At 69.6% G+C, this 16521-nt stretch carries 12 protein-coding genes; 3 read left to right on the top strand and 9 right to left on the bottom strand.

All coding sequences use genetic code 11. From position 1 onward, the window contains the following. Nucleotides 1–4 precede the first annotated feature (4 nt). From AC16DP_RS14050 to bioA, 5 genes are all read right to left on the bottom strand, one after another. Entirely contained in the window at nt 5–1306 is a 1302-nt protein-coding gene (locus AC16DP_RS14050; protein WP_329733708.1) for an AAA family ATPase, read from the bottom strand. A gap of 156 nt (nt 1307–1462) precedes the next feature. Continuing rightward, nucleotides 1463–2206 (bottom strand): carboxylesterase family protein, encoded by a 744-nt coding sequence (locus AC16DP_RS14045; protein ID WP_329733707.1) that lies wholly within the window; start codon nt 2204–2206, stop codon nt 1463–1465. A 437-nt stretch (nt 2207–2643) separates the two neighbouring features. Then, nucleotides 2644–2892, bottom strand: coding sequence for a GlsB/YeaQ/YmgE family stress response membrane protein (locus tag AC16DP_RS14040; RefSeq protein ID WP_329733706.1), 249 nt, complete (start codon nt 2890–2892; stop codon nt 2644–2646). 78 nt (nt 2893–2970) lie between these two features. Next, entirely contained in the window at nt 2971–4110 is a 1140-nt protein-coding gene (locus tag AC16DP_RS14035; RefSeq protein ID WP_329733705.1) for an NIF family HAD-type phosphatase, read from the bottom strand. Nucleotides 4111–4169: 59 nt separating this feature from the next. After that, on the bottom strand, nt 4170–5507 hold the full coding sequence (bioA, locus tag AC16DP_RS14030; protein ID WP_329733704.1) for an adenosylmethionine--8-amino-7-oxononanoate transaminase: 1338 nt from the start codon (nt 5505–5507) through the stop codon (nt 4170–4172). Between the two features lie 122 nt (nt 5508–5629). Here bioA and AC16DP_RS14025 point away from each other — a divergent pair, with 122 nt between their 5' ends. Continuing rightward, the gene (locus AC16DP_RS14025; RefSeq protein ID WP_329733703.1) at nt 5630–6100 is read left to right on the top strand and encodes a c-type cytochrome; all 471 of its coding nucleotides are present in this window, start codon (nt 5630–5632) and stop codon (nt 6098–6100) included. Further along, on the top strand, nt 6097–6468 hold the full coding sequence (locus AC16DP_RS14020; RefSeq protein WP_329733702.1) for a DUF3565 domain-containing protein: 372 nt from the start codon (nt 6097–6099) through the stop codon (nt 6466–6468). The genes AC16DP_RS14025 and AC16DP_RS14020 overlap by 4 nt, the downstream gene beginning before the upstream one ends. 74 nt (nt 6469–6542) lie before the next feature. Here AC16DP_RS14020 and AC16DP_RS14015 read toward each other — a convergent pair whose 3' ends face one another. Continuing rightward, nucleotides 6543–7808: a M20/M25/M40 family metallo-hydrolase gene (locus AC16DP_RS14015; RefSeq protein ID WP_329733701.1), complete on the bottom strand. Its 1266-nt coding sequence runs from the start codon at nt 7806–7808 to the stop codon at nt 6543–6545. 189 nt (nt 7809–7997) lie between these two features. Further along, complete coding sequence (locus AC16DP_RS14010) at nt 7998–13409, bottom strand: trifunctional serine/threonine-protein kinase/ATP-binding protein/sensor histidine kinase (protein WP_329733700.1); 5412 nt, start codon at nt 13407–13409, stop codon at nt 7998–8000. Nucleotides 13410–13530: 121 nt separating this feature from the next. Between AC16DP_RS14010 and AC16DP_RS14005 the strand changes: the two genes are divergently transcribed. After that, entirely contained in the window at nt 13531–14697 is a 1167-nt protein-coding gene (locus AC16DP_RS14005) for a GNAT family N-acetyltransferase (protein WP_329733699.1), read from the top strand. A gap of 53 nt (nt 14698–14750) precedes the next feature. On the opposite strand, the gene AC16DP_RS14000 is transcribed toward AC16DP_RS14005, so the two are convergent. Then, complete coding sequence (locus AC16DP_RS14000) at nt 14751–15287, bottom strand: hypothetical protein (protein WP_329733698.1); 537 nt, start codon at nt 15285–15287, stop codon at nt 14751–14753. Nucleotides 15288–15325: 38 nt separating this feature from the next. Beyond that, entirely contained in the window at nt 15326–16309 is a 984-nt protein-coding gene (locus AC16DP_RS13995) for a hypothetical protein (RefSeq protein ID WP_329733697.1), read from the bottom strand. Nucleotides 16310–16521 lie beyond the last annotated feature (212 nt).

The following is a 16521-nucleotide window of genomic DNA, read 5'->3' as shown; positions in this document are numbered from 1 at the left end:
GGCCTCACTGGTCCGAATCATGGACCGCCATGGACGCAGTCGGAAGACTCGCACGGAGCGCAGTCTGCTCCCGGCGCTCGGCAGCGCTCAGTCCCTGGCGCATTTCCTTCAGATTCAGCTTCGCCAGCCGCTGAAGCCGTTGCTTGGATTGTTCCGAGCGCGCGACGTCCTCTCCGAACAGTCCCGTGCCGTAGGCATCGAGCACGTTGCCGAAGATGAGCCGCTCAAGCTCCACGCCGGTCACCTGCCGGGCATCCTCATCCGTTCCGGGTCTAGGGAGCCGCCACACCGAGCCCACCTCCGCAGCCTGACACACCAGGGGGCTGTGGGTCGTGACGATGAACTGCATCTTCGGGAAGTGCTCGCGGAACCAGAGCCCCACCTTCCGCTGCCACGTCGGGTGCAGGTGCGCATCCACCTCATCGATGAGCACCACGCCCGGCACGTTCACCTTCGTGGGGTCCTTCGGATGGAAGACGTGTTTCGGCCCGTAAGTGGCAGCGAGTTGGCGGATGAGTTCGAAGGTCATACTCAGGATGGAGCGATAGCCATCGCTCAGGTCTTGCACCGGAACGGGATAATCGTTTCCATCCAAGAAGATTACTTCTCGAGAGGAGATCTTAAACAAACGTGCGCGATGCGGCAGAAAACCCGGCTGGTTGATGAATTTCACCAACGGTTTGAGCAACGCCCCTTCAGGGTCTTTTTCTAGCCTCTTGAATCGTAATTGCTGCAACCACCGGAGGCCCTCCGTAAGCGCCACGCTCTCATCGAAAACAGAGATGTGCCTAGCAAGCTGCGGGTTGGCCAGAAATAGCTTTTCGTAATCTTCATCGCCGCCGGTAAAACGCCGGAATGGGCCGTACGAGGCACAGAACCAGCCCGACCTACCGCTCCAGACGTGCTTACTTGGGTCAATCCTGTACTCTGGCCCGTCAAAAATCAATGGCATAGGCCGAATCCGGCCGCTAAAAGCCGAGGTCAGAGCAAGAGTGATCTTCAACTTATGTGCATGCTTTTCGGAAACCCTACCTTCGAATTTGTCGAGCTTCGAGTCTGGAATCAGCGTTAGATCAATTACCCCCGGTGACTTGCGCTCCCTGGGCCAACGCCCCCAATCCTGACGGAGCGCATCGACATCATCAGGTCCCACCAAAGCCAGGGCGATAGAGCGCAACACCGAGGACTTTCCGGAACCGTTGTCACCTAGAATGACGTGCCAGCCCGGAGCTCGCTGCAGAGGGATCTGCCAGTCCAGTTTCTGGATGGCGCGGATGTTCTCGATGCGGAATCGCGTCAGGTACATGGCTCGGGTACCACCGTAACCGTATCCGCGTGCCGGGCCAACGACTCCGACTCAACGGTGGTCGCACAACGCATTTTACCTAGTGGAGAGGTGGGACGAGACACCAGCACTCGCCGCTGCCGTTCCCACCCCATCCCCCCCCCCCGCGTGCGCGTCCTACTTCCCGCGCTTCTGCTTGAGCAGCCAGGTGCTCACGGCCTCGTCCATGTACACGGTGTCGAAGATGTCGTGGCCCAGGCCGGACAGCTCGGTGTAGCGCACCGAGTCGTTGCCCGAGGCCTTCAGCTGCTCCACGAGGGAGCGGCTCTCGGAGGCGGGCACCACCGCGTCCGCGTCTCCGTGCCACATCCACAGGGGCAGCCCCTTGAGCTTGCCCACCATCTCGCGATCCGGGTAGCGCCCGGCCACGGCCACCACCGCCGCGAAACGCTCCGGGTAGCGCCCGGCCAGTTGCACCACGCCCCGCGCTCCCATCGACTGGCCCGCCAGGTACACCCGCGTGCGGTCTCCCCCGTACTCCTGGATGGAGCGCTCCAGCGCCTCGAGCGCGAAGTCCGCCACGTCCCCACTCCAGTCCTTGTCGGGCGGACACTGCGGCAGCACCAGCACGGCCGGGTAGCGCTCCGGGTGCACCCGCGCCGCCTCCGCCAGGCTCTGCGTCCTCGGCAGCTGCCCATCCGTCCCCCGCGAGCCCGCTCCGTGCAGCGCCAGAATCACCGGCCACTTCGGCCCACTGCGGTAACCCGGTGGCAGGTACACCGAGTACACGTACGTCTCTCCTCGCACGGTGAGCGTCTTCGCCACGAACGTGCCGGAAGACCCGGCTGCAGTGGCAGCCCCACCCGCCTCGGGTGTCCCCGTCAGCAACCACGCCACCAGCACCATCGTCACCGTACCCATGAGCCTCCTCGCATACCCGCACAGGTCCTGTCTCGGGTCTTGGGAAAGCCTCGACGGTACCCCTCCGCCAGAGGAGACGGGACGCACTGCGCGCGAACTGGCGTCCAAGGGTTGCGTTTCCATCACCTCGCGCTTGCATCTGACCGCACAGGTGGGAAACTGCTGGCTGCGCGCGTCCTCGGGGTTTGACCTTGGAGGGGTTCCGCACTCCGAGGACGCGCGCAGTCGTTCGCAGCCTCGCTTCCCGCGGCGTGCCTTGGAGGGGTTCCCCCGCGGGCGGGCTGTCACGGGCGCACTTACAGGAAAAATGAGTCAGAACGCCAGTCCCTGGCGCGCGACGTCATGAGTGCCGCATCCGGTCACTCATCACTTCCGCTCATGGCTCTAGGCTGGCCTCATTAGCCTACACCATGGCGGGTTGTGTGCCTACCTCTTTCTCAGCCCAGCTTCCGCCCCAACCACAGCAGCACGATGGCGCCGATGATGGAGCCGATGAAACCGCTGGGCTGCATCAGGCGCCAGCTGTGCCCCGAGACGATGGAGCCAAGGAAGCCGCCCATGAACGAGCCGGCGATGCCCAGCAGGGTGGTCGCGATGAAGCCCATCGGCTGGCGGCCGGGCATGACGGCGCGGGCGATCAGCCCCGCCACCAGACCCATGATGATCAACAAAAACAGACCGAACATGCTGTCCTCGTTTGCTCTGGAATGAGACCCCAGTCTGCATGAAGTACGCCCCGGGGCGAACTCCATTGCAACGGACGCTCAGTAACGGGGGTCCACCACCTGGGGATGGCGGCGGACGTACTCGATGGCCCGCGCCCGATCGAAGCCGCCGCTGTCCACGAGGAACCGCACGGTGACCTGTCCGAGCGACGTGTAGGGCAGATAGGCCTCGGCGAACGGAACGCCCCGCGCGTCCATGTCCCGGACCGAGTCCTCGAGCTCCTGGACGACGGTGGGCAGGGCCTGCTCGAAGGCGCGGCGCAGCGCCGGGTCGCTGGTGGTGCAGAAGGACTCGGCCTCGAACTTCTTGAAGACGCGGGCGTTGCGCATCTGGAAGAGGCGCGTCGGGTTGTCGTCCACGATGATGACCCGGCGCAGCGACTCGTCGAAGACGCGAAGGTCCTTGGACGGCTCGCGCACGGGGTTGCCCTTCTTCGGATCGCTCACGCCCTCGGACTTCTCCTGCAGGACGAGGTAGCTGTTGGTGAGGATGCCGGCGATGGCGGGGTGCTCGGTGAGCGGGACGCCCCCGAGCTTCCAGTTCGCGAGGAGCTCGAGGGTGGGCGCGTCCACGTTGGCGGAGAAGAGGACGATGGCTCCGCCGAGCGCCTGGATGCGCTCGAAGGCCTGCTGCCAGCCGGGGACGAGCTTCACGTAGCGGACGCCGTCCTTCTTCGGGACCGCGAGATCATGACAGGCCTCGCCCACCTGGGCCGGGTAGTACTGGCTGAGGAGCGTCTCATCGAGGTCGAAGACGACGATGAAGCGGGCCTTGGCGAGCGCCTCGGGCTGGAGGCGGCTCTCGAGCTCACCGCGGCGGACGCGCTCGAGGGCGGTGTTGAAGGCGTCCACGGGCGCGGGGGCGGGCTGGGAGCGGATGAGGTCGCGGTAGTGGTTCTGCAGCTCGACGGCCTGCACCCGGGCGAGTTGGAAGCGCTCCATCAGACGGCTGATGTTGAAGAAGCGGCGCTCCTCCTCGTTCGGGCCGGCGTACTTGTCCACCCAGTCGGGCAGCGCCGGGATGGTGAGCGCATCGAGCTCGGCGCCCGAGGAGAGGCCCGTCGTGGACGTGGCGGTGGCGGTGGCGGTGGGCGGAGCCTCGGTCCGCTGGACGGAAGAGCCCGCCGCGCAACCGAGGAACGGCGTGGTGAGCAGCAGGAACAGCGCGAAACGGGACATGGGGTCTCCGGAGTCGAAGGTCTCCGACGGGTCCGACCATCGGACCAGTTGGGAAGGGTTCAGGCCCGGCCGGCCGCCACCTCGCGGAGGCTGGCCTCCACCCCGGCGAGCAGCTCGTCCAGGGCGGCGTCCGGGATGTTGAGCGCGGGGGCCACGTACACCGTGTCTCCCAGGGGGCGCAGGTACAGCCCGCGGCGCCGGGCGGCCTCGTACACGCGCCAGCCTCCCCGCGCCAGGTAGCCGCCCCCGCCGATGTCCACCGCCCCCACCATGCCGATGGCCCTCGGCTGCGTCACCCCGGGAATCGTCGCCGCCATCCGCTCGAAGGCGGCCTTCACCTTCGGCGCCTTGCGCGTCACCTGCCCCAGCACGTCCTCGTCCCGGTACACCGCGAGCACCTCGCGCGCCACCGCCGCGCCCAGCGGGTTGCCGCAGTACGAGTGCCCGTAATACAGCGCCCGCTCGCGCCCTCCGCCGAAGCCCGCGAATACCCGCTCGGTGGCCAGCGTCGCCGCGAAGGGCATCAGCCCTCCGGACAGCGCCTTCGCCATGCACAGCAGGTCCGGCACCACGCCCGCCAGGTCGCACGCGAAGCGCGCCCCCGTGCGCCCCAGGCCGGTGAAGACCTCGTCGGCGATGAGGAAGGTGTCCACCGCCCGCGTGGCCTCGCGCACCGCCCGGAGGAACTCGGGCGCGTACACCTGCATGCCCGCCGCGCCTTGAATGACGGGCTCAAGGATGACGGCGGCGATCTCGTCCGGGTGCTCGCGCAGCGTGGCCTCCACCCGGGCGAAGGCGCGTTCCCAGCCCTCGGGCTCCGCGGGGGACGGCACGTGCACCACGTCGAAGAGCAGCGGCCCGAAGATGTCGCGGAACAGCTGCACCCCGCCCACGCTCGTCGAGCCCATCGTCTCGCCGTGGAAGGCGCCCGAGAGCGTGATGAAGCGCGTGCGCCGGGGCCGGCCGTTCTGCGCCCAGTGCTGCGCCGCCATCTTGATGGCCACCTCCACCGCCGTGCTCCCGTTGTCCGAGTAGAAGACGCGCGAGAGCCGCTCCCCGGCCGGCAGGTCCGTGCGTCCGGCCCCCGGCGCCAGCGCGACCAGTTCCTGTGCCAGCCGTGCCGCGGGCTCGTGCGTCACGCCCGCGAGCGAGGTGTGCGGGAAGGTGCCGGCCTGCTCGGTGAGCGCGCGCACCAGCCTCGGGTGCCGGTGGCCCAGCGTGGACACCCACCACGAGCCGTTGGCGTCCAGGTAACGTGTGCCGTCCGCGTCATGGAGGTACGGGCCCTCGGCGCGCACCACCACCAACGGGTCCGTGCTCGCGATGTACTCGTCCATCGCGGTGTAGGGGTGCCACACGTACCGCTTGTCCAACGCGACGATGTCCGCGCGCTCCATGCTGGTTGCTCCTCCCGATGCGCGGCCCTCCCTATCACGCACTGTCCGGAGACAGGAGCTTCGGCGAGCCAGGACCCACCCGGCCATGGCGCTCCCGGTCATGGGACGGTAGAGAGGCCCTCATGGGAACGACCTCGAACCGCAAGCACACCTCCGGCCCGCTGGCGCGCACCGCGTCCCTGTCGATGGCCCTCCTCGCCCTCTCCGCCTGCTCCGAGCGGCAGGAGAAGCCCCCCTCGAGCCCTGGCGCGGCCACCGTCTTCAAGGACTCCCCCGCTCCGGCCTCTCCCTCGCCGCAGGCCCCCACGCCCACGGCCCAGCAGCAGGAGGGCAGCGAGCCGCCCGCCGCCGACGCGCGGTCCCCGGAGCAGCTCTTCTCCTCCCTCGGCTGCACGGCCTGCCATGGACCGGGCCGGGCCTACTCCGCCGTCCTCGCCAGGTCGCGCGACAAGGCGCCGGAAGTGGTCGCCATGTGGATCCTCGACCCCCAGAAGGTCAAGCCCGGAACGCTGATGCCCAGCTTCACCGGCCGCATCTCCACGGCCGAGGCGCTCGTGCTCGCCCAGTGGATCAAGGCCGGCAACCCCCCATGAAGCAGCCCATCACCGGCTTCCACCTCGATGAGGAGAACCACCAGGTCGCCGACCTGGCGTGTGGCCACCGGCAGCACATGCGCCATGACCCACCGTGGATGGAACGCCCGTGGATCCTCACGGAAGAGGGCCGGCGCAGCCGTCTGGGCATCGAGCTCGAGTGCAAGCGCTGCGACGAGGCCGCCCACGCGGTGGCCCAGGCCGTGCGTGAAGCCCTGATGTTGGCGGCCCGGGAGGCCTACGAGGAAGGCGGCCTGAGCGGCCTGTGCGCCGAGGGCCGATGGGATCTGGCGCTGGATGCGATGCGCGCGGCGGACCTCACGCCCGTCATCCAGCGCGCGCTCGGCCCGGAGCCCAAGAAGGGCTGAAACGGCACACCCCGGGCCGCGGCTCCTCGCGAGGCCACGGCACCGGGGTGGTGTTCACCACGGCTTCACCGGAACTACCGGCTGGCCTCGGCGTCCTCGGCCTGCAGGGCGATGGACGTGGTGCCCTTGGCCAGCTCGGCCATGTAGGCGGCGGCGAGCTTGGTGAACTTCACCGAGTTGGTCGCCGTGCCGGCCGTCTGCGCGAGCGTGTCGCTCGTGGTGTGGATGTACGGGTTGTCCTGGCCCATGAGCGCCTCGAAGGGGATGGAGGCCGGGTAGCCCTGGTTGTACCAGGAGGCGTGGTCCGAGCAGCCGTAGCCGCACGTGGTGCTCGTCGCGGTCACGCCCGGCAGGTACCTGGTGATGAGGTTGCGGATGAAGGTGTTCTGCGAGGCGTTGGTGTAATCGGACACCATGACGATGTCGTAGCTGGAGCCCCGGTAGTTGATCATGTCCAGCTGCAGCACGCCCACCACGTTGACACCGGTGCTCTTGTAGTTGGAGGCGATCGCCCCCGAGCCCCGCAGGCCGATCTCCTCGGCGGCGTAGGCCATGAACTTCACCGTGCGCGCCGGCCGGTAGCCCTTGGCCACGGCCACGCGGATGACCTCGGTGAGCGCGGCCACGCCCGAGGCGTCATCGTCCGCGCCCGGCGCCGCATAGGACGAGCCGCTGCCGTTGATGGAGTCCAGGTGCGCGCCGAGCACCACCACCTCGCTCGGCAGCGAGGTGCCCTGGATGGTGAGGATGACGGAGGGCTGCGGCGAGGTGGTGGTCGGGTGCACGAAGTTGGCCACCGTGATGTCCGAGCGCCCGCTGGCCAGCGTCGTCCACCGGCTCTTGAGCCACGTGGCCGCGTCGATGCCCGACTGCAGGTTGTAGCGGCGCGTCGTCCAGTTCGTCGACAGCGAGGTGATGGTGCTGCGGATGTTGCTCTCCGCCACCGCCGACATCAGCGAGTTGACCGCCGTGCCGTTGTCGATGGTGTAGCTGATCAGCGCCGCCACGGACTGCGCCGCGAGGCCCTGCTCCACCGCCGCCAGCGCCTGCTCCTCGGTGTCATGGGTGATGAAGCCCGCGCACCGGTTGAGCTTGTCGTGCATCACCTTGGACAGCTTCTCCAGCTGCGACTCGCGCACGCGCAGCACCGCCACCCCGTCCTTCTCGCGCGCCACCGCTCCGAACTCCGGCTCCTGCCCCTTGAACGACGTCCGCGCCGACTCCAGCGCGTCCGTACCAATGGAGATCCACACCTCCTTCTCCTTCGCGGGGGCCTCCGCGAACGCGGGCGTGGCACACACCAACATCAAGGCAACCGCACCGAACTTCGTCGTCCTCATGTGTTGCTCCTCGGCAAGGGGTGCTTCGTCTGAATGGTTTCCGCGGGACGGTTCTCTCCCGGCTCCCGGGAAGCCCGGCTTATCCATTCATCAGGGGGCTGGGTCCAATCCCTACATCTCGCGAAAAAACCCACGATGTAGGATTTTGAACGATTCCAGCGCCCCCGTGAGCACCCCGTCCGGAGAGGCTCAGGCGGTCTCGCGGAGCTGCGCGACCGAGGAGGGGCCGGCCACCGGCAGCTCCAGGGTGAAGCTCGAGCCCCGCCCGGGCCCCTCGCTGGCGGCGACCAGGGCGCCCCCCATCTCCCGGGCGGTGTTGGCGGCCCAGTGCAGCCCGTAGCCCAGGCTCCCCGGGCGCGTGGTGAAGCCGAACTGGAAGACGCGCTGCAGGTCCTCCGCGGCGATTCCCACGCCGTTGTCGCGCACCACCAGTTGGAAGCGCCCCGGCGCACAGGGGCGCGCCTCGATGCGCAGGCACTTGTCCTCCCGCCCCACGTCCTGCAGCGCCTGCTTCGCGTTGCTGATGAGGTTGACCAGGATGTGCAGCGCCTTGTGCCGCTCGAGCGAGACGACGGGCAGCCGCGCCAGGTCCCGCTCGACACGCACCTGGTGCCGGGTGAGCGAGGACTGCTGCATGCGGAGCGCGTCCTCGATGAGCGCCGGCACGTCCACCGGCTCCACGAGCCGCGGGCCATGGGCGTACGCCTGCTGCACGTGGATGGTCGCTCCAATCTGCTCGAGGTTGGCCTTCATGGACCGCAGGTCCTCGAGCATGAGGTCCCCGTCCCGCCGCAACCGGTCCCCCAGCTTGTCGAGGTACTCGGGGAGCAGCCGCACCCGGGGGTCCGGCTCGGGCGTGGCGGAGCGTTGCTCGCGCTCCAGCAACAACCGGGCGCTCTTCTTCAACTGGTCCACGGGCAGGTGGGCCACGTCGTGGGTGAGGCTCTCGGTGGTCACCACCAGCGAGTTGAGCGCGTTGCCGATGTTGTGCAGCACCCCGCTGGCGATCTCCGCCATGCCCGCGCGGTGGGCCATGTCCACGAGCTGCTTGTGGGCCGACTCCAGCTCGCTCGTGCGCTCGCGGACGCGCTGCTCCAGGCTGCCGTAGAGCGCCGCGTTCTCCAGCGAGAGCGCGAGCTGCGAGGCCAGCAGCGTGAGGATCTGCAGGTGCCGGGAGGTGAAGACGCCCGGGGCCAGGTTGTTCTCCAGGTAGACGACGAGCAGCAGCCGGCCCTGGTGGAAGAGGGGCATCGACAGGGCGGAGCGGGGCGACTGGCGGTGGACGTAGGGGTCGTCGCGCAGGAAGTCGTCGCGCGACAGGTCCTGCACCAGCATGGGCTGCTGCGCCCGGATGGAGAGGCGCACGAGCGAGGCCGGTACGTGGTCGGCGCCCGCGGGCGTGCCCGATGCGTAGCGGTGGGTCTCCTTCGTGAGGGCGGTGTGCTCCATCACCATGGAGAGGTGCTGCCGCTCCTCCCGGAGGAGCACGCAGCGCTGGGCCCCGGCGTTCTCGCAGAGGATGACCACCACGCGCTCCAGGAGCCGGTCCAGGTTCATCTCCGAGAAGAACACCCGCGAGGCCGCCAGGACGCTCTGGAGATCCAACAGGGCCAGATCGGTCCGTGTCTCACCCGAGGCGTGCGGCTCGTGGCTCCCGGGGGGATGGGCGGGCAGGCCCTGCTCGGCGTAGCGGGCGGTGAGGTGGCGCAGCAGGGCGTGCGCTCCCCAGCGCGAGCAGGCTTCATACGCATCGTGCAGGTGCGGCCTCGCGCGGTGCCCCAGGCCCCACTCGAGGAAGAACCGGGCGGCCAGCTCGTGGGCGAGCGCCTCGTCGTTGGGTTGGTCGTGCTCCCGGGCGAGCGCGATGGCCCGGTCGTAGTGCTCCAGGGCCTCGGCGCGGGCGCCGCGCACCCGGCAGCGCTCGGCCTCCACCAGGTGGTACGGGTGGAGGAAGTTCATGGGCGCCGAGCGGGCCCAGCGCTCCATGCGCCGCTGGTTGGCGGCGACCCGCTCCAGCGCCGGGCTCCGCGCCGCCTCGTCCAGCTCGGGCAGCAGGGCGAGCCGCGCCAGGGAGTCGAAGAAGAAGTAGCGCGGAACGAGGAGCTGGGCCGCCACCGCCGGCAGGAAGGGCTCGGCCGCGTCGGCGCTCTCCACCGCCAGCCGGTACCGCCCGAAGAGGTAGGCCAGCATCAGCTTGTTCACGTACGCGATGCAGGTGGCCGTGCCGTCGCCGTCCGCCAGGTAGCGCGGGAGCAGCTCGTCCTCGTTCCACGCGCGCCCCACCAGGTGCCAGGGCGTCTCCCCCTCGCCCGAGAGGTTCAACGCCGCCTGCTGGTACACCGCGTACTGCCGGAGCGTCACGGCGCGGTGGTGGTGCACGAGGACCTCGCGGTACTCGTCCATCTCCCCGGTGAGGGGGCCGAGCGGCCGCCCCAGCAGGAACGAGTGGTGGCAGTAGAAGTCCGCCGCCCACCCCATGAACTCGAGGTCCCCCGTCTCCAGCCCGCTGGCGTGCGCGTCCAGCAGGGGCTTCAGCGTCTCCCGCACGTGGCGCTTCCAGGGGATCGTCATCGCGTTGACCACGTAGAGCGTCTTCGCGCGGGGCTCCCGGGCGTCGAAGCGCTCCAGGATTTTCAGCGCCAGCTGGCCGGCCTGGTAGCCCGCGTCGAGCTCGTCGAACACCCCGCAGAGGATGAGCCCGAACATCGCGAAGGTGGAGGCCGCGATGGGCGCGACGCCATGGCGCATGGTCAGCACCACCGTGCGGAAGACGAGCAGCGGCAACAGCTCGGGCCTCGTCTGGTACGCGGGGGGCGCCAGCAGGGTCATGAGCCGCACCGCCGCGAGCAATCCGGCATCCGTCATCTGGGGCAGGGAGAGGAAGCGCTCCGGCGGGCCCTCCCCCACCGCGGCACGGACCTCCTCGAGCGCCCGCTGAACGTCCTCGGACCGGGGCGCCGCCGGGAACTCCACCCCCAGCTGCTTCAGCACGTGCAGCCCGCTCTCGAGCGCGTAGGCGAGCCGCTCCTGGGCCACCGCCGTCTGGATGCGGATTTCGTACACGCGTACGCGGTCCAGCACCGATTGCGCGTGGGACAGCACGGCGTCCACCAGCTCGTCCTGACGGGAGAAGCGCTTGCTGAGCCACGCCGCGCTCGCCGCCTCCTCGTGAAGGGCGAGCGTCAGCGCGTAGTCCGTCCGCCAGCTCTCCGGCGCCAGGAGCGACAGGCCCGCCTCCAGGTACTCCCGGGCCACGTCATACGCGGTGGACGCCAGGGCCCGCCTGCCGGCCCGCAGGTTCAGCCCCGCGAGCTCGCGGCGCTCCGTCCCCTCCACCAGGAGCGTCCGGGCGAGGTTGAGGTGGTTGACGATGTCGAAGAGCTGCTCCTCCCGCTCCTGCGCGGAGGCCGTCTCGAGCAGGCGCCGGCCGATCTCCAGGTGGGTCCGCCGCCGCTCCGCCTCCGGGATGAGCGAGTACGCCGCCTGCTGCACCCGATCGTGCAGGAAGCGGTAGCGCGCCGAGCGGGGCTCCACGCCCGCCTGCTCCAGGCCCAGGGGCTCCTGGTAGAACTTGTAGACCTCCGACGTGGGGAGGATGAAGCCCTCCAGCAGCGCGTGCCACAGCGCCACGGCCGTCTCCGGCTCGGACTGCCCATGCACCCGGGAGAGCGTCGCCAGGTCGAAGCGGCTGCCGATGCACGCGGCGAGCTCGAGCACCTCGCGCGTCTCCTCCGGCAGGAGCTGGAGCTGCCCGGCGAGCAACTCCACCACGTCCGCGGACACGGACAGCGCGCGCACCTGGGCGAGGTCGCACTGCCACATGTGCGCCGTGGCGTCGTAGCTCACCAGGCCCTGCTGGAAGAGGAGCTTGAGGTACTGGGCGGTGAAGAAGGGGTTGCCCAGGGTCTTCTGGTAGAGGAGCTCCGTCAGGGGCCGGGCCCGCTCCAGCGAGCACGAGAGCGTCTCCGCCACCAGCTCGTTCACCGCCCCCTCCGTCAGCGGCGCCAGCATCATCGGGTGCACCGGCACGCCCGCCTGGAGGATCTCCTCCAACGTGCGCTGGAGGGGGTGGGCCGCCGTCACCTCGTTGTCCCGGTAGGCGCCAATCACCAGCAGCCGCGCGGAGCCTGGCTCGGTGGCCAGCAGGTGCAACATCTTCAGCGAGGCCGGGTCCGCCCACTGCAGGTCATCGAGGAACACCACGAGCGGGTGCTCCTCCGTCGCGAACACGCGGACGAGCCGCAGGAAGAGCCGGTGGAAGCGCTGCTGCGCGGCGGCGGGCGCCAGCTCCTCCACCTCGGCCTGCGGGCCGAGGATGCACTCCAGCTCCGGCAGCACGTCCACCATCACCCGCCCCTCTCCGTCCAGGGCCTCCAGCAGCCGCTGCTTCCACGCCTCGAGCCGCTCGCCGCTCTCCGACTGGAGCTGCCGCGCCAGGCTGGAGAGCGCCTGCACCAGGGCCGAGTACGGAATGCTCCGCCCGAGCTGGTCGAACTTGCCCAAGACGAAGAAGCCCCGGGAGCGGACGACGGGCTTGTGGAGCTCGTGTACCACCGCCGTCTTGCCGATGCCCGAGGCACCCGCCACCAGCAGCAACTCCATGTGCCCCTGGCACACCCGGTCGAACGCCTGGAGCAGCGTGCGCACCTCCTCGCGCCGGCCGTAGAGCTTCTCCGGGAGGAGGAACCGGTCGGAGACGTCGCGCCGCGCCAGCTCGAAGGCCGGGACGCTCCCGTGCTCGCGCAGGGCGTCGAGGCAGGTGCGCAGATCATGCCGGAGCCCGTAGGCGCTCGCGTAGCGCTCCTCGGCCGCCTTGGCCATGAGCTTGAGCACGATGCGCTCGAGCATCTCCGGGATGGCGGGGTTGAGCTCGCGCGGCGGCAGCGGGGGACGCGCCAGGTGGCAGTGGGCGAGCTCCAGCGGGTGGGTGGCCTGGAAGGGAAGCTGGCCGGTGAGCAGCTCGTAGAGCGTCACGCCGAGCGAGTAGAAGTCGGTGCGGTAGTCGATGCCCCGGTTCATCCGCCCGGTCTGCTCGGGAGACATATAGGCCGGCGTCCCCTCGATGAGCTCCGGGCTCTCGAGCGTCTGGGACTCCCGGGGCAGCCGCGAGGCGATGCTGAAGTCCGTCAGCTGGACATCGCGCGTCTCGGGGTGGATGAGGATGTTGTGCGGCTTGAGGTCCTTGTGGATGACGCGGTGCTGGTAGAGCCCCTCGAGCGTCTCGGCCAGGGAGATGCCGATCTCCAGCACCTGCCGCACGGTGAGCGGATGGGTCTCCCGGTAGTCCTCCAGCGAGACGTACCCCGCATCCGCCATGATGATGGCGAAGCCGTTGTGGCAGCGCTCGAGCGCCAGGGGCGAGACGACGCCCCGGAGCTGGAGACCGCGCGTGATGGTGTACTGGTTGCGGAACTGGAGCAGCTCGGAGAACGAGGGCCGCTCGGCGCGCAGCAGCTTGAGGATGACGGGGGCCTCGTCTCGCAGACGGCGTGCCCGGTAGAGCAGGGACCTCGCGCTCGCGTGGAGCAGCGCGCCCACCTGGTAGCCGGGAATGGAGGGGACGAGAGCCGGGGGTGCCGCGCCATCGGAGGACTGCTTCATGGACGAATTGTCCATTGATTCCCCAGGTTGCGGCCATCCGATTCCACACTCCGTCCGCTACCCTGCCCTTCAGGTAAGGTTGCGCGGCGAGCGCGCCGTGCCCGCGTTAGAAGGAGTCCTCGTGGCCGCCGACCTCCGCCTCCGAATCCTCGAGTCCATCACCGATGTCCCCGCCGCCGCCTGGGACGCTCTCGCCGGGCCCGATGCGCCTCCGTTCATCCGCCATGCGTGGCTGTCCGCCATGGAGGAGAGTGGCAGCGCCCGGCTGGAGACGGGCTGGGAGCCCCAGCACCTGACGCTCTGGCGAGGGAAACGGCTGGTCGCCGCCTCGCCCGCCTACCGCAAGCACCACAGCATGGGCGAGTACATCTACGACTTCTCCTGGGCCGGCGCCGCCGAGCGGCTCGGCATCGAGTACTACCCCAAGCTCGTCGTCGGCGCCCCGCTCTCGCCGGCCACCAGCCCGCGCTTCCTCATCGCCGCCGGGGAGGAGGTGGGCCCACTGCGGCTCGCGCTCATCCAGGCCGCCATCGAGAGCGCTCGCGAGGGAGGCTGCTCCTCCGTGCATTTCCTCTACCCCCGTGAGGACGAGGCGGAGCTGCTCGAGGAGCAGGGGCTGGCGCGGCGGATTACCCTGCAATTCCACTGGAAGAACCCGGGCTACCGCAGCTACGACGACTACCTGGCGCGGTTCGACTCCAAGCGCCGCTCGCAGCTCAAGCGCGAGCGCGGGGCCGCGGCCAACCAGGGCATCCTCATCCGCACGGTGCGAGGCCAGGAGCTGGGGCTCGAGCACGCCCGGCGCGCCTATGGCTTCTACGAGGCCACGTGCGAGAGCCGGGGGCCGTGGGGCCAGGTGCAGCTCAACGAGGACTTCTTCGTACGCGCCTTCCGCTCGCTGCCGGAGATGGTGGAGCTGGTGCAGGCCGAGCACCAGGGGAAGGTGATCGCCGGGGCGTTCAACCTCGTCACGGCCGAGCGGCTGTATGGGCGGTACTGGGGGTGCCACGAGGAGCACCCGTTCCTGCACTTCCACGTGTGCCTGTACCACTCGGTGGACGAGTGCATCCAGGCGGGGCGCAAGGTGTTCGAGCCCGGGGCGGGTGGAGAGCACAAGATTGCGAGGGGCTTCGAGCCCACGGCGGTGCACAGCGCGCACCTGCTCTTCGACGAGACACTGGACAGGGCGGTGCGCGACTTCCTGCGGCGCGAGCACGCGCACCTGAAGCCCGCCGTCGAGCAGGCCGAGCAGCTCGCCGGTCTCAAGCCCTGGCCCATGACGGGTTGATATTTCCCCTCTCCCGAGGGGAGAGGGGATGGTGCGGAGAGAGGGAATGGTGCTCAGTAACGCACGTCCAGGCTCGGCAGCAGCAGCTTGGCCTCCCCCTGCGTCTGGAGCGACTGCTTCAAATCCAGGTGCACCACCGCGCGGCCGTGCTCGGACAGGTACGCCAGCGGCGCCTCGAAGCGCAGCGGCGCCACCCGCGTGTCGATGACTCCGCCCTCCGACGACGCCTCGTAACCACCGAAGTCGTCGAACGTCACCTCCACCTTCACCCGCTCCACGCCCTCGGGCACGAGGAAGAGGCCCACCAGGTGCGCCTGCTCCGGGTGCGTGAGCTCCATCGGGAAGCGGGACTTGAGGCGCACCGGCAGCGCTTCCCCCTCCACCGTGGTGACGGAGATGCGGCGCACCTGCACCAGCGCCGAGTCATACCCCGGATTGTTCACCCCCTTGAGGCGCAGCTCGAAGCGCTGGCCCTGCGCGTCCGCGGGAAAGTCCGGGCCCGGGCCCGTCGTCTCCGTCCGGGACGCGCCACCGCAGCCCCCGAGCCCGAGCGCCACCGCGCCCACCACCGACAGCATGAGCTTCTTCATGGTGAATGTTCTCCTGGAAGGTGTGTGAAGGCAGGGGCCTACCGGCGGCCCGGCTCCAGCGGATCCACGGCGATACGGGCCGCGTGAGCCGGCGTGGCCCGCCCCGCGTCGAAGCCCCCGGGCAGCGGCTTGCCGAGCCCCGCGTCATTGTGGCGGCCCAGCTCCCGCACCAGCCGCTCCAGCCCCGTCTCCCCCGAGGTGCCCCCCAGGGTGCGCAGCGCCGCGTCCAGCGCCCGGCCCCGCTTCTCACTGGCCCCGAAGAGCCGCTCGTTGCAGGTGGCCACCAGCGCCTCGCGCGCCAGCTCGAAGCGCAGGGCGTCCGTCTCGGTGCGCACCCCGCCATGGCGGTCCAGGCCGGGGCTCGCCCACAGCAGGCCCAGCGCCTGCTCCAGCGACTCCACCCGCGCCACGCCCAGCTCCAGGCCGCCCCCCGCGAGACACTGCTGCAGCGCCTGCTCGTGCACCTTGAAGAAGCCCGCGTTGCGCGAGGGCCCCGGCGCCACCGGGCTCGGCGTCTCCACGCAGCCGGGGTCGTCCGGCGGACACGTCAGCTCGCAGTCCACGAAGGGCTCGCAGCAGGTGACGCGCGCGGCGCACTGCGTCTCGCCCAGGGCCCACTTCACCCGGAGCGCGCTGTCGAAGCTGTCATCCACCCGCCCGTCACTGGCCGCCAGCGCCTGGCAGGCCTCGGGCGTGTCCAGCTTCAGCTCGAAGGTGGCGTCGCGCGACTCCCCCACCCCCACCCCCATCGGCGTGGGGAACGGCGTGCCGAAGCCGTAGCGCGCCAGCAGCGGGTCCTCCACGAGGTCCGCCACCGACTCCCCCGTGGGGTGGACGTTCCTCAGCTTGTAGTGGAAGCGCAGCGTGGCCGGAAACTTCGTCACCCGGGGGGCCTCGCCCGGGGTGCCCTGCCCCTCTCCCTTCACCTGGACGCGCTTGTCACAGGTGAACTCGTGAGCACTCGCCGCCCCCGCCCCCGCCAGCACCACGGCCATGGCCGCGGCCTTCCATCCCCTCTGCATGTCGCTCCTCCAGGTGTGGACCCGAGCGCCCTGGCTGCTCGTCCCTCCGTTCCCCTTCACGACCCATACCGGGCGCCCCGGTGCCCACTTCGTCCACCAACGGTCGCCTCATGGGTACAGCGTGCAACAGGGGTGCCTGCCTGCCTGCCCGGGGTTGGGAAGCGGTGCGCCATGGAGTGGGAAGGAGGTTGCCCACCCAGGGAGCGGACATT

It is taken from the genome of Archangium sp. (assembly GCF_057119385.1).
This window is presented reverse-complemented; position numbering and strand designations above follow the sequence as displayed.